Below are 26,324 nucleotides of genomic sequence, written 5' to 3' on the forward strand. Positions count from 1 at the left end.
GTTTGCAATACAAAATGTTGATTTCGTCGTAACTCCGGGTTTTATCGCTATTTTCCTCTCCCCGATCGGAGAGAGGAAAATAAGAAAAACCGATTACAGGATTTCCAGCAGCTCGACTTCAAACACCAGGGTGCTGAATGGCGGAATGGACGCGCCAGCGCCACGCTCGCCGTAAGCCAGGTTGTGCGGGATAGTGAGTTCCCATTTGGAACCTACTGGCATCAGGGTCAGGGCTTCGATCCAGCCTGCGATAACGCCGTTGACCGGGAATTCAGCCGGTTCGCCACGCGCGACGGAGCTGTCGAACACGGTACCGTCGATCAGCTTACCGGTGTAGTGTACGCGAACGTGGTCGGTACGCGCCGGGATTGCGCCATCACCCTGATTGATTACGCGGAACTGCAAGCCGGACTCGGTGCTGTTCACGCCTTCACGCTCACGGTTCTCTTCCAGATATTTCACGCCTTCTGCCGCCATCTCTTCGAAACGCGCGCGACGTACGGCGTCAGCACGTTCGTGGATTTCACGCAGCGCACGGTGCACAACGTCAACCGGCACAGCGGGCTGCTTGCCTTCCAGCGCGTCAGCGATACCCGCCACCAGCGCTTCCGGTAACAGACCTTCCAGGCCGGATTCGCTCAGCTGCTGTCCTACCTGCAAGCCGATGCCGTAGCTTGCCTGCGCTTCGATAGTGTCAAAAGTCGGGGTGGTCATGGGTTTTCCTTCCATCACATTTAAAGTAGCGGGCAGCATATCAGCCATGCCCTTATGGGTAAAACTTTGTCTTAAGTAAAGGTGACAAACTGCGACGAAACGGAAACAATAGTAGCCGTCAGGATTTTCCCTAATATATGTCACGAAAGCTGGCTTTGTTACGCCCATCAGGCAGTTAGCAAACTACACTTCTCAGGACAGGATAAAAAGACGCGGAGCAGGAGGAGAGCCATGCCCGGGCGATTTGAACTGAAACCTACCCTGGCGAAAATCTGGCATGCGCCGGATAACTTTCGCATCATGGACCCGCTGCCGCCTTTGCACCGCAGAGGCATTATTATCGGCGCGTTGCTGATCGTCATCGGCTTCCTGCTTCCTTCCGGCAGTGACAACGTTGATACCGCGCCGGTCAGCCGGAATGCTGTGCTGGATATCCAGTCGCAAAGCCAGCCGCAGCCTGATTCACAGCCGATGCAGACGCAGCTGGTCACACCGTCTAACGATCCGGGCCAGGTTGCGCCGGTTGAACCTGAACCGGTTCAGGAAGATCAGGAGCAGGCCGCCGCCCCTTCAGAGCCACAGGCGCAACAGCCCACCGGCATTGAGCAGCAGTGGCGTTCGTATCGCGTAGAGCCTGGGAAAACTCTTGCCCAGCTGTTCCGCGACCACAATCTGCCAGCAACGGATGTGTATGCCATGGCGCAAGTCGAGGGGGCAGGCAAACCGCTCAGCAACCTGCAAAATGGTCAGATGGTGCAGATCCGCCAGAATGCCAGCGGGGTGGTGACCGGGCTAACGATCGATACCGGAAACGGGCAGCAGGTACTGTTTACCCGCCAGCCGGACGGCAGTTTCATCAGAGCACGTTAATGACCCAGGCCGGGTAAGGCGAAGCCGCCGCCCGGCACTTGTGTTCTCAGGCACGCCGTTTATTCACCCACCAGATCCCCGAGCAGACCAGCACCAGCGCAATCGCGTATTTGATGTCCAGAATGTTTTCGCCGAGGAAGATGGCCGAGAGCACCGTCCCTGCTACAGGTATGACAAAGTTGAACGGGGCAATCATACTCACGCGGTTTACTTTCAGCAGCGCGCTCCACAGGGCGAACGCCACGGATGAGAGCAGCGTCAGATACCCCAGCACGGCGACGGCTTTCATGCTGTGCACCTCCAGCGTCCCGCCCGTGGCATAGCCTCCCGCAACCAGTGCCGCCCCGCCTATCCCCAGCTGCCAGCCAGTCATCACCGTCGGGTCAACGGTCTGGGAAATGCGCTTCCCGTAAAGCGTGGCCGCAGAGAGAATAAAGGCGGCCAGCACCACAAATCCGTCACCTTTCCAGACAAACTGGAACTCACTTAACCCGCTGTGGAAGTTCACCAGCATAACCCCGGCAAAGCCCAGAACACATCCCAGCGTTTTGTTATAGCTGAGTTTGTCGTTGTGGTAGATAAAGTGCGCCAGCAGCACGCTGAAGAAGGTCCCGGTGGCATTCATGATGGAGCCGTTCACCCCGGTCGTGTAGGCCAGGCCGATATAAAAGAAGGTGTACTGGAGGGAGGTCTGCGTCAGTCCGAGGATCGTGAGCTGGCCAAACTGCGTGGGCGTGAGCCTGCCAATCGGCTTTCGCTGGGCCAGGGCAAAAAGCAGCAGCAACGCGCCGGCAAACAGAAAACGGTATCCGGCAAAGACGACTTTGGAGGGGATATCATCGGTCGCGATCTGAAAGAGTTCGTAGCCACTTTTAATGGCCGGGTACGAGCTTCCCCAAAGCAGACAGCAGAGCGTGGCGCAGGCATAGGCCACATTGCGACGGGCAAAGACGGGCGTGGGCAGAGCAGTATCCATGACAAATCTCATAAATAAAATTGCGTTTCAATTTATTATCAGAGAATGCGTCAGGAATAGCGACCTTACAAGAGCAAAAGATGACGCAGGGTCACGCTAAAAAGCAAAACGCCGGCACAAGGCCGGCGCTTCGACGCGAGCAGAGTAAAAAATTACTCAGCTACTACGTTAACAACCAGTTTAGCGAACACTTCGCTGTGAACCTGGAAGTCAACTTCGTGCTCACCAGTGGTACGCAGAACGCCGTTCGGCATACGAACTTCGCTCTTAGCCACTTTAACGCCTGCCGCAGTAACTGCATCAGCGATATCGCGGGTGCCGATGGAACCGAACAGTTTACCTTCGTCGCCAGCTTTAGACGCGATAGTAACGGTGCCCAGTGCGTTGATTGCTTCAGCGCGAGCGTTAGCAGCCGCCAGAACGTCAGCCAGTTTGGCTTCCAGTTCAGCACGACGTGCTTCGAAAAACTCTACGTTTTTCTTAGTAGCTGGAACAGCTTTACCCTGTGGAACCAGGAAGTTACGAGCGTAACCCGCTTTAACGTTTACCTGATCACCCAGGCTGCCCAGGTTTGCTACTTTATCAAGCAGAATAACTTGCATTACCTTATCCTCTTAAAGTCGTATTAATGGACCGTGCCCGATTACTGATGACGATCAGTGTACGGCAGCAGAGACAGGTAGCGAGCGCGTTTGATAGCGCGAGCCAGCTGACGCTGATATTTTGCACGAGTACCGGTGATACGGCTTGGGACAATCTTACCGCTTTCGGTGATGTAGTTTTTCAGCGTTGCGATATCTTTATAGTCGATCTCTTGAACGCCTTCCGCGGTGAAACGGCAGAACTTGCGACGACGGAAATAACGTGCCATATGGCTAGTCTCCAGAATCTATCAAATCAATCTGCTCGGCATGCAGAACCATTTTGCTCAGGCCGTTCTTTGCCTTGTGGCAAGAAATGAACCCCTGAACGATTACTGCGCTACCGACCGTTAAACTGTGAGTAATGGCCTGGTTTTCGTGTCCGCTAATAATTACGGGCATTTGGCACCACGCCTGCCGGTGAAACCCGGCTTCCTCTTGCACAGAACGATGCTCAAGCACGAACTGGCAATGCGGAATTCCTGATGGGCTGACCTTTCGAAGGGGGGTCCTGCACACGGTGCCGGACAACACCAGACGGTTGGTCATCAGAAATTACTCTTCAGAATCCCCAGCATCAGAATCATCTGCGGTTTCGTTTGCGAAATCATCGCGACGCTCACGGCGCTCGTCTTTCGCTTTAACCATCGGAGATGCTTCGGTCACTGCGTGTTTGGTACGCATAACCATGCTGCGGATAACGGCATCGTTGAAGCGGAAGGTAGTTTCCAGCTCATCGATCACTTCCTGCGGAGCTTCAACGTTCATCAGAACGTAGTGTGCTTTGTGCAGTTTGTTGATCGGGTAAGCCAGCTGACGGCGGCCCCAGTCTTCCAGACGGTGGATCGTGCCTTCTGCACCAGTGATGGCAGCAGAGTAACGCTCGATCATGCCCGGAACCTGTTCGCTCTGGTCAGGGTGGACCATAAAAACGATTTCGTAATGACGCATCGAATTGCTCCTTACGGATTATTCAGCCTCCTGTCTGGGTCAGCCGAGGCCCGGGGAGGCAAGGAACGTGTTAAAGGTCGGCTGAAAAATTGACGCGTCATAATACTTGCGCCCCCCAGGAAACTCAAGCTGATTGCACAAATAATTCGCACAAAGGGTAAAGCTGTTCTAAGTGGGTGATTTAAAATCGCACTCATCAGAAGCGCTGTTTTTTTGAACAACACCATCAGAAATGGTCACCCATCGCAATCCGGGTAGCGATTACACTTTAATCAGAGACACGGAACAGAGAAGGAGAACATTACCCCGTATCACAGCACGCAGTCGTGGAGCGCATATCATGAAAAGAATCGCAATCGCCATTTTGGCTGCGCTTTTGCTCAGTGCAAACGCGATGGCAGCCATCAGAATAGACAGCCAACAGGCCAGAAACATGGATGATGTGCAGAGCTTAGGCGTTATTTACATCAATCATAACTTCGCCACTGAAAGTGAAGCAGATCAGGCGCTTAATGAAGAAACCGATGCGCAGGGCGCAAAATACTATCACGTCATGCTGACACGTGAGCCCGGCAGCAACGGTAATATGCACGCCAGTGCAGATATTTACCAGTAACGCTTTATCGCTAGCACCAGGAAAGCCAACGAAAATCAAAACCATATATAATTTGCCCCCTGCCCGGGGGCTTTTTTATGAATGGCTCCGGAATACCACCGGTTACAACTGTTTCGGTATTCCAGAGCACTTATTCACTTCTGCCCGTAATAAGCATTCGGGCCATGCTTACGCATGAAATGCTTGTTCATCAGGTAATCATCAATGCCCTGAAGCTGTGGGTTAATGCCGCGCGCAATCCACGCCATTCTGGCCACCTCTTCCATCACCACCGCGTTATGCACGGCGTCATGCGCATCTTTACCCCAGGAGAACGGACCATGCTGGTACACCACAATACCCGGCGTATGCAGTGGTTCCGTCTCACCCAGCGTTTCGATAATGACCCTGCCGGTGTTAAGTTCGTACTCGCCTTCGACCTCAGCCTGCGTTAACGCTCGCGTGCAGGGAATATCGCCGAAGAAGTAATCTGCGTGCGTCGTACCCAAAGCAGGGATCGCCAGCCCGGCCTGTGCCCAGGCGGTGGCGTGCGTGGAATGGGTATGCACAACGCCCCCCAGAGACGGGTAACGCTGATACAGCGCCAGGTGGGTTGCCGTATCAGAAGAAGGGCGCCATTTGCCTTCAACGACGTGTCCTTCCAGGTCAACCACCACCATATCGTCCGCTTTCATGGCGTCATAGGCCACGCCGCTCGGCTTAATCACCACCAGCCCCTGCTCGCGATCGATGGCGCTTACGTTGCCCCAGGTAAACGTCACCAGTCCACAGCGCGGGAGATCCATATTGGCTTCATAGACCTGCTGTTTCAGCTTAAGCATGTTCCGCCTCCATCAGCCCTGCCCGCGCCATGCGCTCGCGCACCCAGTCCCGGGCTTTCGCCACTTCTGCCGCCGGGTCGTCCGCGGTTTCGCTCCACATCTCAATCAGGTAAGGCCCGCAATAACCTGTCTGTTTGAGCGTCTGGAAGCACCGTTCGAAATCCACCACCCCGGTGCCGAACGGTACGTTTTTAAACACGCCAGGACGGGTATCTTTAACGTGCACCGCCACGATATGCCCGATGCCCGCCTGAAGCTCCATCTGTACGTCGTTATCCCATGCCGACAGGTTTCCGATATCCGGATAAAGCTGGAACCATGGGTTGTTCAGATAGTGCGCATAGCCCAGCGCCTTGCTGATGGAGTTCATCAACGGATAATCCATGATCTCCATCGCCAGCGTCACCTGCGCACGGCTTGCCATCTCAACGCTCTCTTTCAGGCCCTCCCGGAAACGACGGCGCGTTTCATCGTTGGCTTCCTGATAGTAAACATCGTAACCCGCCAGTTGGATCACGCGGATGCCGACATCCTGTGCAAAGCGAATGGCTTTACGCATGATCTCCAGCCCTTCGGCGCGTACAGCATCATCTTCGCTGCCAAGCGGAAAACGACGATGAGCGCTCAGGCACATGGATGGCACGCGCACGCCGGTTTCGGCAATGGCGCTCACCAGCGCCAGACGCTGGTCGCGACGCCAGTCCAGGCGAGAAAGACGCTCGTCCGTCTCATCCACCGACATTTCGACAAAATCGAAACCCAGCTGCTTCGCCAGCTGCAACCGCTCCAGCCAGCACTCCCCCGCAGGGAGTGCCTTTTCATAGATGCCAAGCGGGACCTGTTTTGACAACATACCCGCTCCTTAACCCCAAAGCTGAGCGATTGAGCGTTTGAACTGACGCGCCGCTTCCACCGGAGACGCAGCATCACGAATGCTACGACCGGCAATAAAGACGTGAATCGGGATACCCTGGAACAGCGGCAGATCCTCCAGCGCCAGGCCACCGGTGACGGTCACTTTGAAGCCCATATCGGCCAGACGTTTGATCGCGCTGATATCGGCTTCGCCCCACGCCACGCCTGCGGCCTGCGCATCACGGCTACGGTGATAAACCACCTGCTGGATACCCGCTTCGCGCCACTCCTGCGCCTGCTCCCAGGTCCAGAAACCAGTCAGTTCAATCTGCACGTCGCCGTTGAACTCTTTCGCCACGTCCAGCGCGCCTTTCGCGGTGTTGATATCCGCACAGCAGATCACGGTGACCCAGTCGGCGTTGGCTTCAAAGCACATGCGAGAGAGGATTTTGCCCGCGTCGGCGATTTTGGCATCCGCCAGCACGATTTTATGCGGATAGAGCGCCTTCAGGTCACTAACCGCACGAACGCCTTCGCCCACGCACAGAATGGTGCCGACTTCGATGATGTCCACTTCTTCCGCAATCAGACGGGTGGTTTCGTAAGCGTGAGACAGAGTCTGGTTATCCAGCGCGACCTGCAACATTGGTAATGACATTTTCAATTCCTCTTAAACGGCCGCCGCAGTGGCGTTATCAATTAAATCCAGCACGTCCTGCGCGGTACGACAGGCGCGTAAACGGTCAAAATTAGCTTCATCATCAAACAGATTGACGATCTGCATGATCCCCACCTCCTGGTGGGTGTTGGCATCGACAGCCGCCATGGTGATCAGAATGTCGACCGGGTCGTTATCTTCGTGGTTGAACACCAGTGGTTTTTTCAACGTCACCAGCGCAAAACCGGTTTTCTTGACGCCCTCTTCGGGACGGCCATGCGGCATTGCCAGCCCCGGGGCAATCACAAAATAGGGTCCAAACTGCGCCACGCCATCCAGAATGGCCTGGTAATAACGCGGCTCGACAACGTCCGCCTTAACCAGCAGGTCCACGCCCAGCTTCACCGCTTCCTGCCAGGTGCTGGCTTCGGCCTGTAAAAGGATGGAGTTATTCTCTGCCAGCGAATCACGTAGTTTCATGTGGCATCCTTACTTCACGTCTTGTGGGAAGTGTTCTTTGATCACTTCCAGCAGCTTTGGCCCGAAATCCGCAGGCGACAGCATGTTGCGTACGCCTACCACGTATTTGTTGCCCGACACGCTAATCTCGCCGGCAATGTGCGTTGAGGCGATGATGATGTCCGCGCCGTTCAGTTCACTTTTGTATTCACCCACTGCGCAGCTGTTCACCGTGTGGTCAATGTTTGACTGGGTTAAAAACTGGTCCACTTTCATCTTCATGATCATGGAGCTACCTTGCCCATTGCCACACACAGCCAGGATACGTACGGTCATAATCGAAACTCCTTAATGAGCAGACACTTCTGCTGTTTGTTTTTCTGCATCTTCTTCAGCCCGCAGCGAACGGCCAGCGAAGAACATATAAGCCAGGGCAATCAGGATGATGACGGCCATAAAGACCAGCCCGACGGACGCAAAGCCCTGCATCATCGGCGGCGCCAGAATTGACCAGTCCGCCATGCCCATCCAGGCGCTCATGCCAGTGAGCTTGACCGCCCACACGCACCCGAAGATTTCAACCATGCCCATCACCAGGCAGATCTTGAGCGCTGCGCGCCATCCGCCGAAGTGGTTAGCAAACACGCCGATAGTGGCGTTGGAGAAGAACATCGGGATAAAGCCAGGAATAATCAGGATTGAGGAGCCACAGCCCACCAGGATGCCGACCGCAATCAGCTGGCCGATGGTGCCCCACATAAAGCCCCAGACGACGGCGTTTGGCGCAAAGCTATAGATAGCCGCACAGTCAATCGCCAGCACCGCGCCAGGGATCAGGCGCTGGGAGATGCCGTTAAACGCTTCCGACAGTTCGGCGACGAACATACGCACGCCCTGGGTGATGATGAAAATGGCCACCGCGAAGGAGAAACCGGTTTGCAGGATATAGACCGTCCAGTGGGTTTTACCCGCCATCGCCTGCACCACGTCAATGCCAAAGGAGAGCAGGATGGCACCGAAGAAGATGGTCATCACAATTGCCGTGGAGACGATGTTGTCGTGGAAGATATTCAGCCAGCCAGGCAATTTGAGGTCTTCAACACTCTCCTCTTTTTTGCCCAGGTACGGCGCAACTTTGTAAGCAATCCAGGAGGCGAACTGCTGCTGGTGACCGATGGAGAAGCCGCAGCCGTCCGTAACGTCCTGCGTTGGCTTATACATCATGTTGGAGGTGATGCCCCAGTAAAGCGAGACCAGTATTGCCGTGCAGATGACGGTGGTCCACATTGGGTAGCCGAAGATATAGAGAGAAACCGCAATCAGCCCCGCCTGCTGGAACATGATGTGCCCGGTGAGCATGATGGTGCGAATACCGGTGATGCGGCGCAGGAGCACGTAAATGATGTTCAGCGCCAGCGCGAGCAGTACCGCATACCCAACCCAGCTGTACGCATCCCCCATACGATCGATGGTGGCCATCATGGACGCGTAAGTGTCAGAGATGGCGCCGTTAATGCCGTACACCTCTGACATTTTGGCAACAACCGGCTTAAACGTGCTGGTCAGAATGCCAGACCCCGCCTGCAACAGCATAAAACCAATGATGGTTTTGATGGTGCCTTTGATAATCACGCTGACGCTTTTGCGCAGCAGGATGTACCCCAGGCACGTCACGATACCCAGCAACAGCGGGGCGTTGGTCATTACCTGATTAAAGAACACGGTAAAGACGTTGTAGAGGATCTCCATAACTCTCTCCAGAAAATGAGAACACGAGGGGCAATCCCTGTGTGGTTGGTGTCATCACTCTATTAATCACAAATAATCATCACAAGATTGCATTTGATTATTTGTGACGGATCACGCAATTTATTTCCATGGTATTAGTAATGATTTTCACTACCAATCCAAACAAATAAATAAATTCTTAAATTTCAATACATTAATCATTTATAATGGTTATCTTAACAACGTCATGAAGTTTTTTCTGTGAGGTGGCGAGGGGAATTTTCCGCAAATCAGCCATTGCAAATCGATTAAAACAGTGCCAGCATTAATCACAACAAGTCATATAGTGATTACTTTTGATTAAAACCAGGAGTCAAACGATGAGTAAAGTGAAAACCATCACCCGTGAATCATGGATTCTGAGTACCTTTCCGGAGTGGGGTAGCTGGCTGAACGAAGAGATCGAGCAGGAACAGGTTGCTCCTGGCACATTTGCGATGTGGTGGCTGGGCTGCACCGGGATCTGGCTGAAATCAGAAGGCGGCGCCAACATTTGTGTTGATTTCTGGTGCGGCACCGGCAAACAGAGCCACGGCAATCCACTGATGAAAAAAGGCCACCAGATGCAGCGTATGGCCGGCGTTGAAAAGCTCCAGCCGAACCTGCGCACCACGCCTTTCGTGCTGGATCCTTTTGCCATTCGTCAGATCGACGCCGTACTCTCTACCCACGATCACAACGATCATATCGACGTGAACGTGGCGGCAGCGGTAATGCAAAACTGCGCGGACGACGTACCGTTTATTGGGCCGCAGACCTGCGTGGATTTGTGGATTGGCTGGGGCGTGCCAAAAGAGCGCTGCATCGTGATGAAGCCGGGCGACGTAGTGAAAATCAAAGACATTGAAATTCACGCGCTGGATGCCTTTGACCGTACCGCGCTGATCACCCTGCCTGCCGACCAGAAAGCCGCAGGCGTACTGCCAGACGGGATGGATGAGCGCGCGGTGAACTACCTGTTCAAAACGCCCGGCGGTTCCCTGTATCACAGCGGTGACTCCCACTACTCCAACTATTACGCGAAGCACGGTAACGAGCATCAGATTGACGTGGCGCTTGGCTCTTACGGTGAAAACCCGCGCGGGATCACCGACAAAATGACCAGCGCAGACATGCTGCGTATGGCCGAAGCGCTGAACACCAAAGTGGTGATCCCGTTCCACCACGATATCTGGTCAAACTTCCAGGCCGATCCGCAAGAGATCCGCGTCCTGTGGGAGATGAAAAAAGACCGCCTCAAGTATGGCTTCAAGCCGTTCATCTGGCAGGTTGGCGGCAAGTTCACCTGGCCGCTGGATAAAGACAATCTTGAGTACCACTACCCGCGTGGTTTCGATGATTGCTTTACGATTGAACCCGATCTGCCGTTCAAATCCTTCCTCTGATTCTGAGGCCCAATCGCCAGACCTTGCGTCTGGCGATGTCATATTTATCTTAGTAATTTCACGCTATTTCAAATATCATCTTTTCAAATCAATTCTTATCGGAATAGCTCATGACGGAAGCGCAACGGCATCAAATTTTACTGGAACTCCTGGCGCAAACAGGGTTTATCACCGTCGAGAAAGTGATCGAACGTTTAGGGATCTCCCCCGCTACCGCGCGGCGGGACATTAACAAGCTGGATGAGAGCGGCAAGCTGAAAAAAGTCCGCAACGGTGCAGAGGCCATCAGCCAGCAGCGTCCACGCTGGACGCCGATGAACATCCACCAGGCGCAGAATCACGATGAAAAGGTGCGGATTGCCAGAGCGGCATCACAGCTGGTAAATCCTGGAGAAAGCGTGGTGATCAACTGCGGTTCGACGGCGTTTCTGCTGGGCCGTGAGATGTGCGGCAAGCCGGTGCAAATCATCACCAACTATTTGCCGCTGGCCAACTATCTCATTGACCAGGAACATGAAAGCGTGGTGATCATGGGCGGCCAGTATAACAAGAGCCAGTCCATCACCCTTAGCCCGCAGGACAGTGAAAACAGCCTCTACGCCGGGCACTGGATGTTTACCAGCGGCAAAGGTCTGACGGCGGATGGCCTGTATAAAACCGATATGCTCACCGCAATGGCAGAACAGAACATGCTTAACGTAGTGGGCAAACTGGTGGTGCTGGTCGACAGCAGCAAGGTCGGTGAACGCGCCGGCATGCTTTTCAGCCGCGCCGAGCAAATCAGCATGGTGATCACCGGCAAAAACGCCAACCCCGAGATCCTCAGCAAGCTGGAGGATCAGGGTGTCACAGTGCTGCGCGTTTAAAGGTGCTGACGGAAGAATTCCACGGTTGACTCCAGCGCGGCCGGGGTAATACGGTGCCGGACACCTGCTCCCCACAGGCAGGTCAGATTGCTGTCCAGCCCTTCGCGCTGTAGCGCCTGTTGCAGGCGGAACGTTTCACCGGGCGGTACGACGTCATCGGCGTCCCCATGCCACAGAAGCAGCGGACGATCGGCCAGCTGCGAAAGCGCATGGCTGACGTCCCATTCAGACAACAGGGCCTCAATCTCCTGAGGGGCCTGCGGCGGGAACAGCGTCTTTGCCAGTGATGTAAAGTAGCCCGATCCCATCAGGCAAGCGACGGACGTCACCTCCGGATGCCTGGCCATGATCCCCAGCGCCGTCATTCCGCCCATTGATGCGCCTGCGACCGCCAGCCGTTTCCCCTCCACCAGCCCGGCCTGCAAGAGCGCGTCACGCAGCCCGGCGAACTCGGTCAGATTGCCGTGCAGCGTTTGCCAGAACAGCCCCAGCCGCGCCTGCTCATCGCCCGTAAAGCGTGCCCCATGATTCGGCGCATCAGGCATGACCACCCGGAAACCGGCCTGCGCCAGCGCGACGGCAAAATAGCTGTAGACCAGCTTCGAGGAGAGAAAGCCATGATAGAAAACTACCGTCGGCAGCGGCTGTTCACCTTTACCAGCCGAAAAAGCATGGATGATTTCATGCCCACTCAGCTGGCGAGTTTCAATTTCAATCATTGTCGATCCTGTGCTGATGAATGATTCATAATGTTGAGAGCTGGATTACGGTTTCACGATATTTTCATTCGAAATCTACGTCCCAGATAACACTTCGGGAACATTCCCCCAAAACTAAATTCGCAGACAACTACACTATGGCTATCAGGAAAAGAGACAGGTTTATGCGCAGGCTTACGGCTTTATTGCTGGTCTCACTGCTCAGCGGATGTTCCATATTGCAGGGTACGCCAGAACCGGCGCCGCCGGTTACCGATCATCCTCAGGAAATTCGTCGTAATCAGACGGAAGGATTACAACGCCTGGGTACCGTATCCGCGATGGTTCGTGGTTCCCCGGATGATGCAGAAGACGCAATTGAAGCACAGGCAGTTGCCGCAAAAGCAGATTATTACGTCATCACGATGATTGATGAAACCATTATTACGGGACAGTGGTACGCCCAGGGAATTTTGTACCGTAAGTAAGCATCATCATTTGAACGACTTTTACACTGCTTTGCGTCCGTAGACATTTTCCTGCCCACAATAAACTCCATGCCAGCAACAATGGAAATGAGTTTATTCGCGAAGGATTGCCCGGCGGATACCGGAGACACGTGAAAAGGAGCTGACGATGAAACGAACCCTTGCTTTAACGACGCTATTGCTTTCAGCGGGCCTACTGAGCACCACGGCGCAGTCGGCCGAATTTGCCAGCGCGGATTGCGTCACGGGCCTGAACGAGATTGGTCAGATCTCCGTCAATAATATCACGGGGAGTCCGCAAGACGTTGAACGTGTCGTCGCCCTGAAGGCCGATGAACAGGGCGCATCCTGGTATCGCATCGTCCAGATGCAGGAAGATCACCATGTTAATCACTGGCGCGTGCAGGCCATTCTTTATGCATAATCCCTTCCGATAAAAGCCACTTAATTTTAGTGGCTTTTCACTTTTGCAAATTTTTTACCTCTCCCGAAACTTAATAAAAACAAATATGTAACATTCAGTTACATTAAACAGATAAACGTTCTCTTCGCTCTGCCGTTGAACAGCCATCACTTTTCAATAATGAGCAATTTATGATCACCTTTTTCCGCCGGGCAGGTCTGGGCACGAAGCTATCGCTGCTAACAGGTGCAAGTGTCGCCACGCTTTTTTTGCTGTTCACTTTTCTGTTGAGCCACAACGCCAGCCAGCAGCTTGAAGATCTTGCGGTTGAAGACCTGCATAACCAGTCCACCGGCATGGTGGATATGGTAGAGATGTTCAACACCAGCCTGAGCGAAGAGGTTGAAAGCTATACCCGTCTGTTCACCACCTTTTTGCCACAGCCGCTGAACAGCGACAGCAGCCAGAGCCGGACCATAAACGGGCTTACCGTTCCTCTGCTGAAAGGCGGCGAAACGGAGTTGCATGAAAACAATACGCTTTCTGATGACTTCCTGAGCCGAACGGGCGCCATCTCGACGCTGTTTGTCCGCAGCGGTAACGATTTTATCCGCGTGGCCACGTCGCTGCGCAAAGAGAATGGCGACCGCGCCATCGGAACCGTTCTTGATACCACCAGCCCGGCATTTGCGGCTGTCACCAAAGGGAAGGTCTATCGTGGCCTCGCGCTGCTGTTCGGCAAGCGCTATATCACGCAGTACCAGCCTGTTAAAAATGCGGAAGGCCAGGTTATCGGGATTATCTTTGTCGGTGTGGACATCACCCATTCGTGGAACGTCATGCGCGAGAAAATCCTTAACCGTCGTCTGGGCGAGAGCGGCCACTTCTTTGTACTGGATCGCAGCAGCGGCAAAACGCGCGGACAGTATCTGTTCCATGCCAGCGATGAGGGCAAACTGCCCAACTGGGACACGGCGACACAGCAGCAGCTTCTGAGTGATAAAGCCGGCACGCTGGAGCGCGTGAGCGCAGATGGCCGTACGCTCAAAGTTGCCTACACGCCGCTGCCGGGCTGGAACTGGACCATCGTGGGTGAAGTGGATAAAGCCGTACTGCTTTCAAGCGTCACCACGCTGCGCGATCGCTTCCTGATGGCGGGCGTGGTGCTATCCGCGCTCTTCGCGGGCCTGTTCGTTATCCTCATTCGCCGGATGCTAACCCGCCCACTACGCGCAGTGATCGCGCTTGCCCGGCAGTATGCCGCAGGCGATCTGCGCGCCAGCCTGCCGGTAACCCGCCAGGATGAGGTCGGCCAGCTGATTGATGCCATCAACGGGATCGGGGGCGGCCTGCAAAAAATTGTGTTGCAGGTCCGCGAGGCCGCAAGCGAAATCCATCTGGGGACTAACGCGCTGGCTTCAGACACCGGCGAGATCTCTGAACAGATCAACAAACAGGCCAGCAGCGTTGAGGAGACCTCCGCCAGCATGGAGCAATTAGCCGCCACCGTGCAGCAAAATGCCGCCAACATGGAGCAAACTCAGCAGCTGGTGGGGGAAACCTCACGCGCGGTGCATCAGGGTGGAGAGACGGTGACCCACGCAGTTTCCACCATGGATGATATTCGTGATGCATCGAAACGCATTGAAGACATTGCCCGCGTGATTGAGTCCATCGCTTTCCAGACCAATATCCTGGCGCTCAATGCGGCGGTTGAGGCGGCGCGGGCGGGCGAACACGGGAAAGGTTTCGCAGTGGTGGCGCAAGAGGTGCGCGCCCTGGCTGCACGCAGCGCCAACGCGGTAAAAGAGATTGAACAGCTGATTGGCGACACGCTGAACAAGGTGAGCGAAGGCCATGCGCTGTCTGAGCAGACGCGTCTGGCGATGGATGCCATCATTGTTCATATCGATAACATCAGCCAGCTTGTCACCGAGATCAACCACGCCTCCCGCGAGCAGTCTGCGGGGATTGGTCAGGTGAATCTGGCGATGACGCACATCGGTGAGGCATCGCACATCAATGCCGATCGCATCTCACGCAGCGAGCAGACGGCACAGACGCTGCGCGAGAAGGGTTCACATCTCACCCGGCTGGTGAGCCTGTTCCAGCTGAAGGCTTAACCGACCCGGCCCGTGGCGCGCAGCAGCAGGTCGGTTTGCACCTGTTCGCTCATCAGCGTGCCGCCTCGGGTATCCAGCATCATGCGGCACCACGCCTGCGCCACGGGCGGCGATGCGTGCCGCAGCATCTGGCTTCCGGCCCCGAGTAAAAAGAGCTGCCGCGCGATCTCCCTGCCCTGCGCTTCCTGCGGTTTACGCAGCTTCTGCTGTAGCTGCCGCCAGCTGCGATCGAAGTGCCTGTCCTGACCTTTGACCTGCGCGAAATCATCGGCGAGCAGGTCGAGAATGCCCGACTGCTTCGCCAGCACGCGCAGTACATCCAGGCACATAATATTGCCAGAGCCTTCCCAGATGCTGTTGACGGGCATTTCACGGTACAACCGCGGAAGTTCACTCTCTTCGCAATAGCCTGCACCGCCCAGCACCTCCATTGCCTCTGCCACAAACGGTATGCCCGCTTTGCAGACGCTGTATTTTGCCGCCGGAGTGAAAAGCCGCGCCCATGCGGCCTCCTGCGGGTCGGTGCGGTTGTCCCACGCCCGGGCGAGTCGGAACAGCAGTGCCGTGTGTCCCTCCAGCACCAGCGCCATACGGCTTAGCACGTCGCGCATTAACGGCTGGTCGATCAGATTTTTGCCGAAGGTCTGCCGCTGATGGGCATGATAAAGCGCCACCGAGAGCGCACGGCGCATCAATCCGTGGCTGCCAAGCGCACAGTCAAAGCGCGTCAGCCCGCCCATCTTCAGAATTTGCCGGACACCTTCACCCTCTTCGCCCAGCAGCCAGCCGTAAGCATCAAGGAACTCAGCCTCACTGCTGGCATTTGAACGGTTACCGAGCTTGTCCTTCAGACGCTCAAGGCGCACGGCATTACGTTGCCCGTCGGGTAAAAAACGCGGAACAAAAAAGCAGGAAAGCCCGCCCTTCGCCTGCGCCAGCACCAGATGCGCATCGCTCTGCGGCACGGAGAAAAACCATTTGTGCCCCACCAGCCGGTAACTGCCATCACTGCATTTCTCTGCTTTGGTGGTATTACTGAGTACGTCCGAACCGCCCTGCTTTTCCGTCATCCCCATACCGATCAGCAGGCCGCGCTTTTGCGCCCCCGGCGCGAGATGGGGATCGTAGCGATCGCTCATCAGCGGCGTTAACCAGTTGTCAAACGGTTTGGGCAGCGACTGTAGCAACAGCGGCGTGGCGGCGAAGGTCATGGTCACCGGGCATAGCGTTCCCGCCTCCACCTGAGCATGCAGCACAAAACGCGCGGCCCGGGCGACGAACGATCCTTTCCGCGCCTCCTCCTCCCACGCCAGGTTGTGCACCCGGTTGGCGCAAAGCCCCTGCATCAGAAGATGCCATGCCGGATGAAAGCGGACGTCATCCAGCCTCGCTCCCGTGGCGTCATAACGCAGCAGCTCCGGCGGATTAACGTTCGCCAGCCTGCCCAGCTCCAGCGACTCCGCCGTACCCAACTGCTGTCCGATGCTGGCAAGAAGATCCACATCCCACTCAGCCCCTTCGCGCGCTACCGCATCGCGCAGGGCGCAATCAGAGAGAAAAAGGTTGCTGTTCGATAGCGGTGCAGGTTGATTAAAAACGGTATGTGTCTGCCAGTGCATGCTGTCTCCCTCCTTTCATTGGCAATAAAGGTAAGTATGGACAGAGGGCATGCACGCTGCATGGGAGGGGGGTCACACGATGACGATCGTGTTGATATCAATCGTGAAATAGCTCACAGAACATAAGAATAAACTATTTCATTACTTCACTAATGCTGAATAATTTATTCTTACCCCGTTTTTGTGAGGATCGTTATGCAACAGGATGCGCACAAGCGTGCATTAATTGCAGGCTCCATCGGTAATTTCATCGAGTGGTATGAATTTGCGGTCTACGGTTTTCTGGCAACGGTGATTGCCAGAAACTTCTTCCAGCTTGAGGGGGAAGCGGAGCTCACCAGCCTGATCCTCACCTGGGCCTCGTTCGCCATCGCTTTCTTCTTCCGTCCGCTGGGTGCGGTGGTCTTTGGCCGCATTGGCGACAGGATTGGCCGCAAACCGACGCTGATTATAGTGCTGGTATTGATGACGCTCGCCACCGCTGCCATCGGTATTGTGCCGGTCTACGCCAGTATCGGGATTGCCGCGCCGCTGATCGTTACGCTCCTGCGTATTCTGCAAGGACTGTTCGCGGGCGGTGAGTATGGCGGTGCGGTCTCATTGATGACGGAGTTCGCCCCGCGCGGCAAGCGCGGTCTTTACGGGGCATGGCAGTCCTTTACCGTGGCGCTCGGGCTGTTAGCGGGCGCAGGCATTGTCGCGTTGCTCTCTGCCCTGCTCTCCCCTGAAGCCTTGCACGACTGGGGCTGGCGCATTCCGTTCTTCCTGGCGCTGCCGATGGGTGCGGTCGCGCTATGGCTGCGGGTGAGCATGGAAGAGACGCCGAGCTTTGTGCAGCAACGGGAAAAACCGGTTGTTACTCAGGCCAGCACCGCCGCCACGTTCAAAACCATCCTGATGGGCATTGGCCGCGTGATGGTCTGGTCTGCGGCGGGTTATACCTATCTGGTGATTATGCCGACCTATCTGCAATCTGCGCTGCACACCGGTTTTAACCAGGCGTTACTGATTGCGGTGATTTCTAACATTGGGTTTGCGCTCACGATCATTCCGTCGGGCATGCTGAGCGACAGGATCGGGCGGCGCACGGTGATGATTATCGCCACCGTGCTCCTGCTGATCCTCGCCCTGCCGCTGCTGAAAATTTTGCAGGCGGAATCCAGTACGCTGGCAGTCAAAGCGATTGTGGTGCTGATTGCGGGGGGTCTGGTTGGGATGCTGGCAGGGCCGGGGCCGGCAATGCTGTCTGAGATGTTCCCGACGCGCGTGCGTTATACCGGGCTGGGGCTGGCCTATTCTCTGTCGAATGCGATCTTCTCGGGCTGTGCGGGGCTGATCATTACCGGGCTGATTAAAGAGACGGGCAATCTGGATATTCCGGCGTACTACGTGATGGCAACGGCGGTGGTGAGTATTTTCGCGCTGATGACGCTGAGAAAGGATGACCATTTACGGTCGTTAGAGGAGTGAGATTGTTGCCCGGTGGCGCTACGCTTACCGGGCCTACGGTACCATGCTTTTGTAGGCCGGGTAAGGCGAAGCCGCCACCCGGCACAACAGGCTACCCGCGCTGACGCACCGCTTCAAACAGGCAGATACCCGTCGCAACGGAAACGTTCAGGGACGATACGCTGCCCGCCATTGGGATGCTGATCAGCTCATCGCAGTGCTCGCGCGTCAGACGACGCATACCTTCGCCTTCCGCTCCCATCACCAGCGCCATACGGCCGGTCATTTTGCTCTGGTACAGGGTGTGATCCGCTTCACCGGCTGTTCCTACGATCCAGATATTTTCTTCCTGCAACAGACGCATGGTGCGCGCCAGGTTAGTCACGCGGATTAACGGGACGTTTTCCGCCGCGCCGCAGGCGACTTTTTTAGCGGTAGCGTTAAGCTGCGCGGAGCGATCTTTTGGCACAATCACCGCATGCACGCCTGCTGCATCGGCGCTACGCAGGCACGCGCCCAGGTTATGTGGGTCGGTTACGCCATCGAGGATCAGGAAGAACGGGTTCTCCAGCCCGGCGATCAGATCCGGCAGATCGTTCTCCTGATACTGACGGCCTGGCTTCACGCGCGCGATAATACCCTGGTGTACAGCACCTTCGCTTTTTTCATCCAGATACTGGCGGTTCGCCAGCTGGATCACTACGCCCTGCGCTTCCAGCGCGTGGATCAGCGGCATCAGACGTTTATCTTCACGCCCTTTCAGAATAAAAACTTCCTGAAAACGCTCCGGCGCGCGCTCCAGCAGGGCCTGCACCGCGTGGATGCCGTAAATCATTTCACTCATTGATGGTTCTCGTAATAAATATTTTCCCTCTCCCGTTGGGGAGAGGGTCAGGGTGAGGGGAAATTACTCCGCCTGCTGTTTCTTCGCCGCGCGCTTCGCTTTGGTCGCGGCCGCTATTTTTTGGGTCTTGGTCGACGGTTTTTTCGCTTTACGAGCGTCTTTTTTCGCCGCCTTGGGCTTCTGTTTCTTCTCGCCACGGAAAGCACTGTCTGGCTCAAAGTTTACTCTTTTACCTGCCTGACGTCGCTTACCGCCCGCTTTACCGTTACCGCCTTTTTTCGCTTTCTCACGCTCGGTTTTGCCGACGTTACGCGGAGCACGCTCGCTGGAGATGAGGCTGAAGTCGATTTTACGGTCGTCCATATTCACGGCTTCAACCTTCACTTCCACCCGATCGCCCAGACGGTAGGTCTGGCCGCCGGATTCGCCGATCAGACGTTGTCCGACCTGGTCGAAGCGGTAGTAATCGTTATCGAGGCTGGAAACGTGCACCAGACCGTCGATAAACAGCTCATCCAGACGCACGAAGAAGCCAAAGCCGGTGACGCTGGCAATCACGCCTTTAAAGACGTTACCCACCTGATCCAGCATAAAGTCACACTTCAGCCAGTCCGCCACGTCGCGCGTCGCTTCATCCGCACGACGCTCGGTCATGGAACAATGCTGGCCCAGTTGCAACATCTCGTCCATGGAGTAGTGATACCCTCCGGTTTCGGTCGTGTTGCCTTTATGACCCTGCTCGTGCGCCAGCAGATACTTGATCGCACGGTGCAGGGACAGATCCGGATAACGGCGGATCGGCGAGGTAAAGTGCGCGTACGACTGTAACGCCAGACCAAAGTGGCCCCGGTTTTCAGGATCGTAAATCGCCTGCTTCATGGAGCGCAGCAGCATGGTTTGCAGCATTTCCGCGTCAGGACGATCGCTGATGGATTCCAGCAGCTCGGCGTAATCGCGTGGCTCAGGCTTATTACCGCCAGGCAGCTCCAGGCCGAGTTCAGCCAGCACGGAGCGGAACGAGGTTACGGCCTCCGTGGTTGGCTTGTCGTGAATACGGAACAGCGCAGGCTCTTTGGCTTTCTCAACGAAACGTGCCGCCGAGATGTTCGCCAGGATCATACACTCTTCAATCAGCTTGTGCGCATCGTTACGCTGAGTCTGTTCGATACGCTCGATACGACGCTCAGCGTTAAAGATAAACTTCGCCTCTTCACTCTCAAACGAGATCCCACCGCGCTCTTCGCGCGCCTGATCCAGCGTTTTGTAGAGGTTGTGCAGCTCTTCGATGTGTTTGACCAGCGGCGCGTACTGTTCGCGAAGATCCTGATCGCCCTGCAACATATGCCAGACCTTGGTATAGGTCAGGCGCGCATGAGAACTCATCACCGCTTCGTAGAACTTATAGCCCGTCAGACGTCCCTTGCTGGAGATGGTCATTTCGCAGACCATACACAGGCGGTCCACCTGCGGGTTGAGGGAACACAGGCCGTTGGAGAGCACTTCTGGCAGCATCGGTACAACCTGCGACGGGAAGTAGACCGACGTACCGCGGCTGCGCGCTTCGTTATCCAGCGGCGTGTGCGGACGCACGTAATAGCTCACATCCGCGATAGCCACCCACAGACGCCAGCCGCCACCGCGTTTTTTCTCGCAATATACGGCATCATCGAAGTCACGGGCGTCTTCACCATCAATGGTGACCAGCGGCAGATCGCGCAGATCCACGCGGCCTGCTTTGGACTCTTCCGGCACTTCTTCACGCAGGTTTTCAATCTGATCTTCAACCGCTTTCGGCCAGACATACGGAATTTCATGGGTACGCAGCGCCATATCGACGGCCATGCCGGTGCCCATGTTATCGCCCAGCACTTCGACGATTTTACCCACCGCTTTGGTGCGACGGGTTGGGCGCTGGGTGAGTTCCACCACCACCACAAAGCCCATGCGTGCGCCCATCACCTCTTCAGGCGGGATGAGAATGTCGAAGCTCAGACGGCTGTCATCCGGCACCACAAAGCCTACGCCCGCATCGGTAAAGTAACGGCCCACAATCTGGCTGGTTTTCGGCACCAGCACGCGGACCACGCGCGCTTCGCGGCGGCCTTTACGGTCTGCACCCAGCGGCTGCGCCAGGATCTGGTCGCCGTGAATACACATCTTCATCTGTTCGGATGAGAGGTACAGGTCGTCTTTACGGCCTTCCACGCGCAGGAAGCCGAAGCCATCGCGATGACCAATAACGGTGCCTTTCAGCAGGTCGAGGCGTTCTGGCAGCGCGTAGCACTGGCGACGAGTAAAGACAAGTTGCCCGTCACGTTCCATGGCGCGCAGGCGGCGGCGAAGGGCTTCAATTTGCTCTTCACCTTCAATGTTCAGTTCAACGGCAAGTTCTTCACGATTGGCGGGTTTTTCGCGTTTTGTTAAGTGTTCAATGATGAACTCGCGGCTGGGGATAGGATTCGCGTATTTTTCGGCTTCGCGTTCCTGGAAAGGATCTTGTGACATGTCGGTTCCTCCGTTGTCAGCTCCGGTGGAAATTTTCTTCATTCCACCAGCAATAATTTATAAAGCGGTTGATTCTCTTCAACCAAATCGGCCAGCGTGTAGTTATCCAGTTCCTTGAGAAAACTTTGCACGGCCTTTGAAAGCGCCTGTTTCAGGCGGCAAGCGGGCGTAATGTGGCAGAACGCGCTGCTACAGTTCACCAGAGAGAGCGGCTCCAGTTCACGTACCACATCGCCAATACGGATACTCTGCGCCGGTTTACCGAGACGGATCCCTCCATTCTTCCCGCGGACGGCAGCAACGTATCCGGCACGACTAAGTTGATTGATTATTTTGACCATATGATTACGGGACACACCGTACACCTCTGTGACTTCAGAGATGCTGGTCATCTTCCCATCGGGTAACGACGCCATGTAAATCAGCGCGCGTAAGCCGTAATCGGTGAAACTTGTTAACTGCACATCAACCTCAGGAAAAAGGGAAAACGCGGTCAAACCGCAGAGATATTCATTAATGATGATAAACCAGCCAGATAGTTAGCGGCTAATTTATTTGACAGACGGGGCGAAAAAGCGGAGATCCAGGAGCGGTCGCCGGATGGCGCTGCGCTTATCCGGCCTACGGGTTTCCCCGCAGGCCAGCAGTCACGAAGATTATGCGTCGAACGGGTCGCGCAGGATCATCGTTTCAGTACGATCCGGGCCGGTAGAAATAATATCGATCGGCACTTCGGTCAGTTCTTCAATGCGCTTGATGTAGTCCAGCGCGGCTTTTGGCAGGCCACTACGCTCTTTCACACCAAATGTGGTCTCAGACCAGCCCGGCATAGTTTCGTAGATTGGCTCAATGCCTTCCCAGTCGTCAGCAGCCAGCGGAGTGGTGGTCACTTCGCGGCCATCAGGCATACGGTAGCCTACGCAGATTTTTACTTCTTTCAGGCCGTCCAGTACGTCCAGCTTGGTCAGGCAGAAGCCAGACAGGGAGTTGATCTGCACTGCGCGACGTACGGCAACGGCGTCCAGCCAGCCGGTACGACGACGACGACCGGTGGTCGCGCCAAACTCGTTACCCTGCTTGCAGAGGAACTCGCCGGTCTCATCAAACAGTTCGGTCGGGAATGGACCTGCACCCACGCGAGTGGAGTACGCTTTAATGATGCCCAGAACGTAATCGACATAACGCGGGCCCAGACCGGAGCCGGTTGCCACGCCACCCGCGGTGGTGTTAGAGGACGTTACGTACGGATAGGTACCGTGGTCGATGTCCAGCAGCGTACCCTGCGCACCTTCAAACATGACGAAATCGCCACGCTTGCGCGCCTGGTCCAGCAGATCGGACACATCAACAACCATACCGGTCAGAATATCAGCAATCGCCATGACGTCATCCAGCACTTTCTGGTAGTCAACGGCTTCGGCTTTGTAGAAGTTCACCAGCTGGAAGTTGTGATATTCCATCACTTCTTTCAGTTTTTCAGCGAAGGTCGCTTTGTCAAAGAGGTCACCCACGCGCAGACCGCGACGAGCCACTTTATCTTCGTAAGCCGGGCCGATACCACGACCGGTGGTGCCGATCGCTTTCGCGCCACGCGCTTTTTCACGCGCCACGTCCAGCGCCACATGATAATCCAGGATCAGCGGGCAGGCTTCGGAGAGCAGCAGACGCTCACGAACAGGGATACCACGGTCTTCCAGACCTTTCATCTCTTTCATCAGCGCAGCGGGAGACAGCACAACGCCGTTACCGATGATGCTGGTGACGTTTTCGCGAAGAATGCCTGATGGAATAAGATGGAGGACGGTTTTTTCACCGTTGATTACGAGAGTATGGCCTGCGTTGTGACCGCCCTGGTAGCGTACAACATATTTAGCCCGTTCAGTCAGAAGATCAACAATCTTCCCTTTACCTTCGTCACCCCATTGGGTGCCCAGTACGACGACGTTGTTACCCATTTTTTCAAAATCACCGTTTGCTTAAAAATGGATTCTACCATCGCTTTTTCAGATATACAGCACTTTTTGACCCTAAAATATGCCAATTGCGTTTAGTTTTTGATCAGCCAATCGTTTTCCTCAACATGTAGTAGATAACGATACCGGCAACCACAAGACCACCGCCAAAACGACGCAAAATATTGTCCGGGACTTGGCTCATTGTCGCGATCATACGGCGCCATGCGCGCGGATAGAGCATCGGGCCGAGGCCTTCCAGCACCAAAACCAGGGCCAGTGCGAGCCAGATCGTGGAGTTCATTTTTCATCCTTATAAAAGAAAACCACCGCTCCGTGAAGAGCGGTGGTTTGAATACTCAAACGAGCCTGAGTTTATCGCGTTGCGTTGGTCGGCGTCTTCATATAACGGAAGAAATCGCTGTCCGGGCTGAGCACCATCACATCCTGGTTGCTCTTGAAGCTATTCTCGTAAGCGCGAAGGCTACGGATGAAGGCGTAGAAGTCTGGATCTTGGCTGAATGCATCAGCAAACAGTTTAGCCGCTTCGGCATCACCTTCACCGCGCAGGATACGACCCTGGCGCTCAGATTCCGCCAGCGTCTTGGTGACTTCATAGTCCGCTGCCGCGCGCAGTTTTTCCGCTTCTTCCTGACCCTGTGAACGGTGACGACGGGCTACCGCTTCACGCTCGGCGCGCATACGGTTGTAGATTGCCTCGGACACTTCCGCTGGCAGGTTGATCTGCTTGATGCGCACATCAACCACTTCGATGCCCAGCGCCGCCATACTGTTCGGGTTGATCACCGGCACTTTACCGTTGGTTTCAGCCTGAACACGTTCAGCCGCTTTGGCAATCGCATCGTCTGCCGCCGGGGTTTCAACTTCATCCTCGGTGCCCGCAGAGCCGGAGTTCAGCGCATCACGCACTTCCAGCGTCAGACGGCCACGGGAGTCGGTCACAATGTCTTTCACATCCAGACGACCAATTTCAGAACGCAGACGGTCAGAGAACTTACGTTTCAGCAGCACTTCTGCCTGAGAAACGTCGCCACCCCCGGTTGCCAGGAAGTAGCGGCTGAAATCGCTGATGCGCCATTTGATATAGGAATCAACGATCAGGTCTTTCTTCTCTTTAGTCACGAAACGATCGGCCTGGTTATCCATGGTCTGGATACGCGCATCGAGCGTTTTCACTGACTGAATGAACGGGATCTTAAAGTGCAGACCCGGCTCATAAATCACCGGACGCTTGTCGCCATCACGCACGACGCTGCTGAACTGGAACTTGATCCCACGCTCGCCCTCTTTCACCACAAAGATGGAGGTGTAGAGCACGACCAGTACGATGATGATGATCGCAATAACTGACTTACGCATCCTTATTCCCCCTGACGCTGGTAGTCGTTACGCTGCGCGTTAGCACGGCGTTGGTCCATAATGTCACCATCGTTCGAAGAAGGCGTTGTGTTCGCGCTGGCGCTGCCAGACGAGGCCGGTGGCAGACGCAGCAGGTTGTTCGCACCGCTGTTGTCTTTTGCTGCCGGTGCAGAACCGCCTTTCAGCATCTGATCCAGCGGCAGGACCATCAGGTTTCCGCCTTTGTTGTCGTTAACCAGCACTTTACGCGTATGGCTCAGCACTTTTTCCATGGTCTCGATATAGAGACGCTCACGGGTAATTTCCGGCGCGGCTTTATATTCCGGCAGGATCTTCGCGAAGCGAGCCACTTCACCCTGTGCTTCCAGGATGGTCTGGGTCTTATACGCACGCGCTTCTTCCAGAATACGCTGCGCCTGACCGTTTGCACGCGGCTGAACTTCGTTGGTGTACGCTTCCGCTTCACGGATGTACTGCTGTTCGTTTTCACGCGCGGCAATCGCATCGTCAAACGCGGCTTTCACCTCTTCCGGCGGACGTGCAGCCTGGAAGTTGACGTCCAGCAGGGTGATACCCATGTTGTACGGACGGATGGTCTCTTCCAGCTCACGCTGGGTATCGCTACGAATAACGGTACGACCTTCGGTCAGGATACGGTCCATGGTGTATTTGCCGATCACGCCACGCAGGGCGCTGTCGGTTGCCTGACGCAGGCTGTCATCGGCGCTGGTCACGCTAAACAGATAACGTTCCGGATCGGTCACGCGGTACTGTACGTTCATCTCAACGCGCACCACGTTCTCGTCAGAGGTCAACATCACGCCAGAGGCGGCCAGTTCACGGACGGACTCCACGTTAACCGCGGTCACGTCATCAATGAAGGTCGGCTTCCAGTTCAGGCCCGGTTCAACCAGATGGCTGAACTTACCGAAACGGGTGACCACGCCGCGTTCTGCTTCTTTAATGGTGTAGAACCCGCTGGCTGCCCAGATGATTACCACCGCAGCGGCGACAATGCCCACCACGCGGCCACCCATTGGCGGGCGCGGACTCTGAGTGGAATTGCCACCCGAGCCAGAACCTTTTCCTCCGCCAAGGCCACCAAGCTTTTTGCTCAGTTTGCGGAAGATATCATCCAGATCCGGCGGCCCCTGCTCGCGACCACCTTTGTTGCCATTTCCCCCAGAGTTGCCGCCTTGATTATTGCTGCTTCCCCACGGGTCGCGGTCTTGTCCGTTATTACCGGGCTGATTCCACGCCATG

Annotated in this window: 29 protein-coding genes; 8 read left to right on the top strand and 21 right to left on the bottom strand. The window is 55.5% G+C overall.

Features of this window, described 5'->3' with window-relative positions:
* Positions 1-93 precede the first annotated feature (93 nt).
* A complete protein-coding gene (fklB, locus tag ACOTWU_RS17285; protein WP_008502892.1) occupies positions 94-714 on the bottom strand; it encodes an FKBP-type peptidyl-prolyl cis-trans isomerase in 621 nt (206 codons plus the stop codon).
* A 231-nt stretch (positions 715-945) separates the two neighbouring features.
* Here fklB and ACOTWU_RS17290 point away from each other — a divergent pair, with 231 nt between their 5' ends.
* Complete coding sequence (locus ACOTWU_RS17290; RefSeq protein ID WP_017694664.1) at positions 946-1,584, top strand: OapA family protein; 639 nt, start codon at positions 946-948, stop codon at positions 1,582-1,584.
* Positions 1,585-1,630: 46 nt separating this feature from the next.
* On the opposite strand, the gene ACOTWU_RS17295 is transcribed toward ACOTWU_RS17290, so the two are convergent.
* From ACOTWU_RS17295 to rpsF, 5 genes are all read right to left on the bottom strand, one after another.
* Positions 1,631-2,560 (bottom strand): DMT family transporter, encoded by a 930-nt coding sequence (locus ACOTWU_RS17295; protein WP_017383942.1) that lies wholly within the window; start codon positions 2,558-2,560, stop codon positions 1,631-1,633.
* 152 nt (positions 2,561-2,712) lie between these two features.
* Positions 2,713-3,162: a 50S ribosomal protein L9 gene (rplI, locus tag ACOTWU_RS17300; RefSeq protein WP_006810372.1), complete on the bottom strand. Its 450-nt coding sequence runs from the start codon at positions 3,160-3,162 to the stop codon at positions 2,713-2,715.
* 41 nt (positions 3,163-3,203) lie between these two features.
* Positions 3,204-3,431: a 30S ribosomal protein S18 gene (gene rpsR, locus ACOTWU_RS17305; protein ID WP_000135199.1), complete on the bottom strand. Its 228-nt coding sequence runs from the start codon at positions 3,429-3,431 to the stop codon at positions 3,204-3,206.
* A gap of 4 nt (positions 3,432-3,435) precedes the next feature.
* Positions 3,436-3,750, bottom strand: a complete 315-nt coding sequence (gene priB, locus ACOTWU_RS17310; protein WP_003856035.1) for a primosomal replication protein N — start codon at positions 3,748-3,750, stop codon at positions 3,436-3,438.
* Positions 3,751-3,756: 6 nt separating this feature from the next.
* Positions 3,757-4,152: a 30S ribosomal protein S6 gene (gene rpsF, locus ACOTWU_RS17315; protein WP_003856034.1), complete on the bottom strand. Its 396-nt coding sequence runs from the start codon at positions 4,150-4,152 to the stop codon at positions 3,757-3,759.
* 340 nt (positions 4,153-4,492) lie between these two features.
* Here rpsF and yjfY point away from each other — a divergent pair, with 340 nt between their 5' ends.
* The gene (gene yjfY / locus ACOTWU_RS17320) at positions 4,493-4,768 is read left to right on the top strand and encodes a DUF1471 family protein YjfY (protein WP_017383944.1); all 276 of its coding nucleotides are present in this window, start codon (positions 4,493-4,495) and stop codon (positions 4,766-4,768) included.
* A gap of 134 nt (positions 4,769-4,902) precedes the next feature.
* On the opposite strand, the gene ACOTWU_RS17325 is transcribed toward yjfY, so the two are convergent.
* Genes ACOTWU_RS17325 through ulaA form a run of 6 tightly spaced genes read right to left on the bottom strand, consistent with a single transcriptional unit; the run spans position 4,903 to position 9,310 of the window.
* Positions 4,903-5,589 (bottom strand): L-ribulose-5-phosphate 4-epimerase, encoded by a 687-nt coding sequence (locus ACOTWU_RS17325; RefSeq protein ID WP_032620832.1) that lies wholly within the window; start codon positions 5,587-5,589, stop codon positions 4,903-4,905.
* Positions 5,582-6,442, bottom strand: coding sequence for an L-ribulose-5-phosphate 3-epimerase (locus ACOTWU_RS17330; RefSeq protein WP_015572478.1), 861 nt, complete (start codon positions 6,440-6,442; stop codon positions 5,582-5,584). The genes ACOTWU_RS17325 and ACOTWU_RS17330 overlap by 8 nt, the downstream gene beginning before the upstream one ends.
* A gap of 9 nt (positions 6,443-6,451) precedes the next feature.
* A complete protein-coding gene (gene ulaD, locus ACOTWU_RS17335; protein WP_017383946.1) occupies positions 6,452-7,102 on the bottom strand; it encodes a 3-keto-L-gulonate-6-phosphate decarboxylase UlaD in 651 nt (216 codons plus the stop codon).
* 12 nt (positions 7,103-7,114) lie between these two features.
* Positions 7,115-7,582 (bottom strand): PTS ascorbate transporter subunit IIA, encoded by a 468-nt coding sequence (gene ulaC / locus ACOTWU_RS17340; protein ID WP_023302961.1) that lies wholly within the window; start codon positions 7,580-7,582, stop codon positions 7,115-7,117.
* Positions 7,583-7,591: 9 nt separating this feature from the next.
* Positions 7,592-7,897 carry a PTS ascorbate transporter subunit IIB gene (gene ulaB / locus ACOTWU_RS17345; RefSeq protein WP_003856022.1) on the bottom strand — a complete coding sequence of 102 codons (306 nt, stop codon included), beginning with the start codon at positions 7,895-7,897 and terminating at the stop codon, positions 7,592-7,594.
* A gap of 12 nt (positions 7,898-7,909) precedes the next feature.
* Positions 7,910-9,310, bottom strand: a complete 1,401-nt coding sequence (gene ulaA, locus ACOTWU_RS17350; RefSeq protein ID WP_015572475.1) for a PTS ascorbate transporter subunit IIC — start codon at positions 9,308-9,310, stop codon at positions 7,910-7,912.
* A gap of 359 nt (positions 9,311-9,669) precedes the next feature.
* Here ulaA and ulaG point away from each other — a divergent pair, with 359 nt between their 5' ends.
* Both ulaG and ulaR read left to right on the top strand, forming a co-directional pair.
* Positions 9,670-10,734: an L-ascorbate 6-phosphate lactonase gene (gene ulaG / locus ACOTWU_RS17355; protein WP_006810379.1), complete on the top strand. Its 1,065-nt coding sequence runs from the start codon at positions 9,670-9,672 to the stop codon at positions 10,732-10,734.
* Positions 10,735-10,844: 110 nt separating this feature from the next.
* Complete coding sequence (gene ulaR, locus ACOTWU_RS17360; protein ID WP_003856014.1) at positions 10,845-11,600, top strand: HTH-type transcriptional regulator UlaR; 756 nt, start codon at positions 10,845-10,847, stop codon at positions 11,598-11,600.
* On the opposite strand, the gene yjfP is transcribed toward ulaR, so the two are convergent.
* Positions 11,597-12,319 carry an esterase gene (yjfP, locus tag ACOTWU_RS17365; RefSeq protein WP_023302960.1) on the bottom strand — a complete coding sequence of 241 codons (723 nt, stop codon included), beginning with the start codon at positions 12,317-12,319 and terminating at the stop codon, positions 11,597-11,599. The genes ulaR and yjfP overlap by 4 nt on opposite strands.
* A 137-nt stretch (positions 12,320-12,456) precedes the next feature.
* Here yjfP and bsmA point away from each other — a divergent pair, with 137 nt between their 5' ends.
* From bsmA to ACOTWU_RS17380, 3 genes are all read left to right on the top strand, one after another.
* Positions 12,457-12,786, top strand: coding sequence for a biofilm peroxide resistance protein BsmA (bsmA, locus tag ACOTWU_RS17370; RefSeq protein WP_017383949.1), 330 nt, complete (start codon positions 12,457-12,459; stop codon positions 12,784-12,786).
* A 148-nt stretch (positions 12,787-12,934) separates the two neighbouring features.
* Entirely contained in the window at positions 12,935-13,210 is a 276-nt protein-coding gene (gene yjfN, locus ACOTWU_RS17375) for a DUF1471 family protease activator YjfN (RefSeq protein ID WP_003856009.1), read from the top strand.
* 170 nt (positions 13,211-13,380) lie between these two features.
* Entirely contained in the window at positions 13,381-15,312 is a 1,932-nt protein-coding gene (locus tag ACOTWU_RS17380) for a methyl-accepting chemotaxis protein (protein WP_126498743.1), read from the top strand.
* Here the strand turns inward: ACOTWU_RS17380 and ACOTWU_RS17385 are convergent.
* Positions 15,309-16,931 carry an isovaleryl-CoA dehydrogenase gene (locus ACOTWU_RS17385; RefSeq protein ID WP_040117115.1) on the bottom strand — a complete coding sequence of 541 codons (1,623 nt, stop codon included), beginning with the start codon at positions 16,929-16,931 and terminating at the stop codon, positions 15,309-15,311. The two genes, ACOTWU_RS17380 and ACOTWU_RS17385, sit on opposite strands and share 4 nt — an antisense overlap.
* Positions 16,932-17,126: 195 nt before the next feature.
* Here ACOTWU_RS17385 and ACOTWU_RS17390 point away from each other — a divergent pair, with 195 nt between their 5' ends.
* Positions 17,127-18,401: an MFS transporter gene (locus ACOTWU_RS17390; RefSeq protein WP_015572471.1), complete on the top strand. Its 1,275-nt coding sequence runs from the start codon at positions 17,127-17,129 to the stop codon at positions 18,399-18,401.
* 91 nt (positions 18,402-18,492) lie between these two features.
* On the opposite strand, the gene rlmB is transcribed toward ACOTWU_RS17390, so the two are convergent.
* From rlmB to hflK, 7 genes are all read right to left on the bottom strand, one after another.
* Positions 18,493-19,224, bottom strand: a complete 732-nt coding sequence (gene rlmB / locus ACOTWU_RS17395; protein ID WP_015572470.1) for a 23S rRNA (guanosine(2251)-2'-O)-methyltransferase RlmB — start codon at positions 19,222-19,224, stop codon at positions 18,493-18,495.
* A gap of 63 nt (positions 19,225-19,287) precedes the next feature.
* Positions 19,288-21,729, bottom strand: a complete 2,442-nt coding sequence (gene rnr / locus ACOTWU_RS17400) for a ribonuclease R (protein ID WP_023295804.1) — start codon at positions 21,727-21,729, stop codon at positions 19,288-19,290.
* Positions 21,730-21,767: 38 nt separating this feature from the next.
* A complete protein-coding gene (gene nsrR, locus ACOTWU_RS17405) occupies positions 21,768-22,193 on the bottom strand; it encodes a nitric oxide-sensing transcriptional repressor NsrR (RefSeq protein ID WP_003855998.1) in 426 nt (141 codons plus the stop codon).
* A gap of 192 nt (positions 22,194-22,385) precedes the next feature.
* On the bottom strand, positions 22,386-23,684 hold the full coding sequence (locus ACOTWU_RS17410; protein ID WP_003855997.1) for an adenylosuccinate synthase: 1,299 nt from the start codon (positions 23,682-23,684) through the stop codon (positions 22,386-22,388).
* 103 nt (positions 23,685-23,787) lie between these two features.
* Positions 23,788-23,985 carry a DUF2065 domain-containing protein gene (locus ACOTWU_RS17415; RefSeq protein WP_126498744.1) on the bottom strand — a complete coding sequence of 66 codons (198 nt, stop codon included), beginning with the start codon at positions 23,983-23,985 and terminating at the stop codon, positions 23,788-23,790.
* 71 nt (positions 23,986-24,056) lie between these two features.
* The gene (gene hflC, locus ACOTWU_RS17420) at positions 24,057-25,061 is read right to left on the bottom strand and encodes a protease modulator HflC (protein ID WP_003855994.1); all 1,005 of its coding nucleotides are present in this window, start codon (positions 25,059-25,061) and stop codon (positions 24,057-24,059) included.
* 2 nt (positions 25,062-25,063) lie between these two features.
* The gene (gene hflK / locus ACOTWU_RS17425; RefSeq protein ID WP_003855992.1) at positions 25,064-26,323 is read right to left on the bottom strand and encodes an FtsH protease activity modulator HflK; all 1,260 of its coding nucleotides are present in this window, start codon (positions 26,321-26,323) and stop codon (positions 25,064-25,066) included.
* Between the last annotated feature and the right edge of the window lies 1 nt (position 26,324).

This window comes from Enterobacter cloacae complex sp. GYL001, from assembly GCF_049237125.1.
Classification (GTDB): domain Bacteria; phylum Pseudomonadota; class Gammaproteobacteria; order Enterobacterales; family Enterobacteriaceae; genus Enterobacter; species Enterobacter hormaechei_C.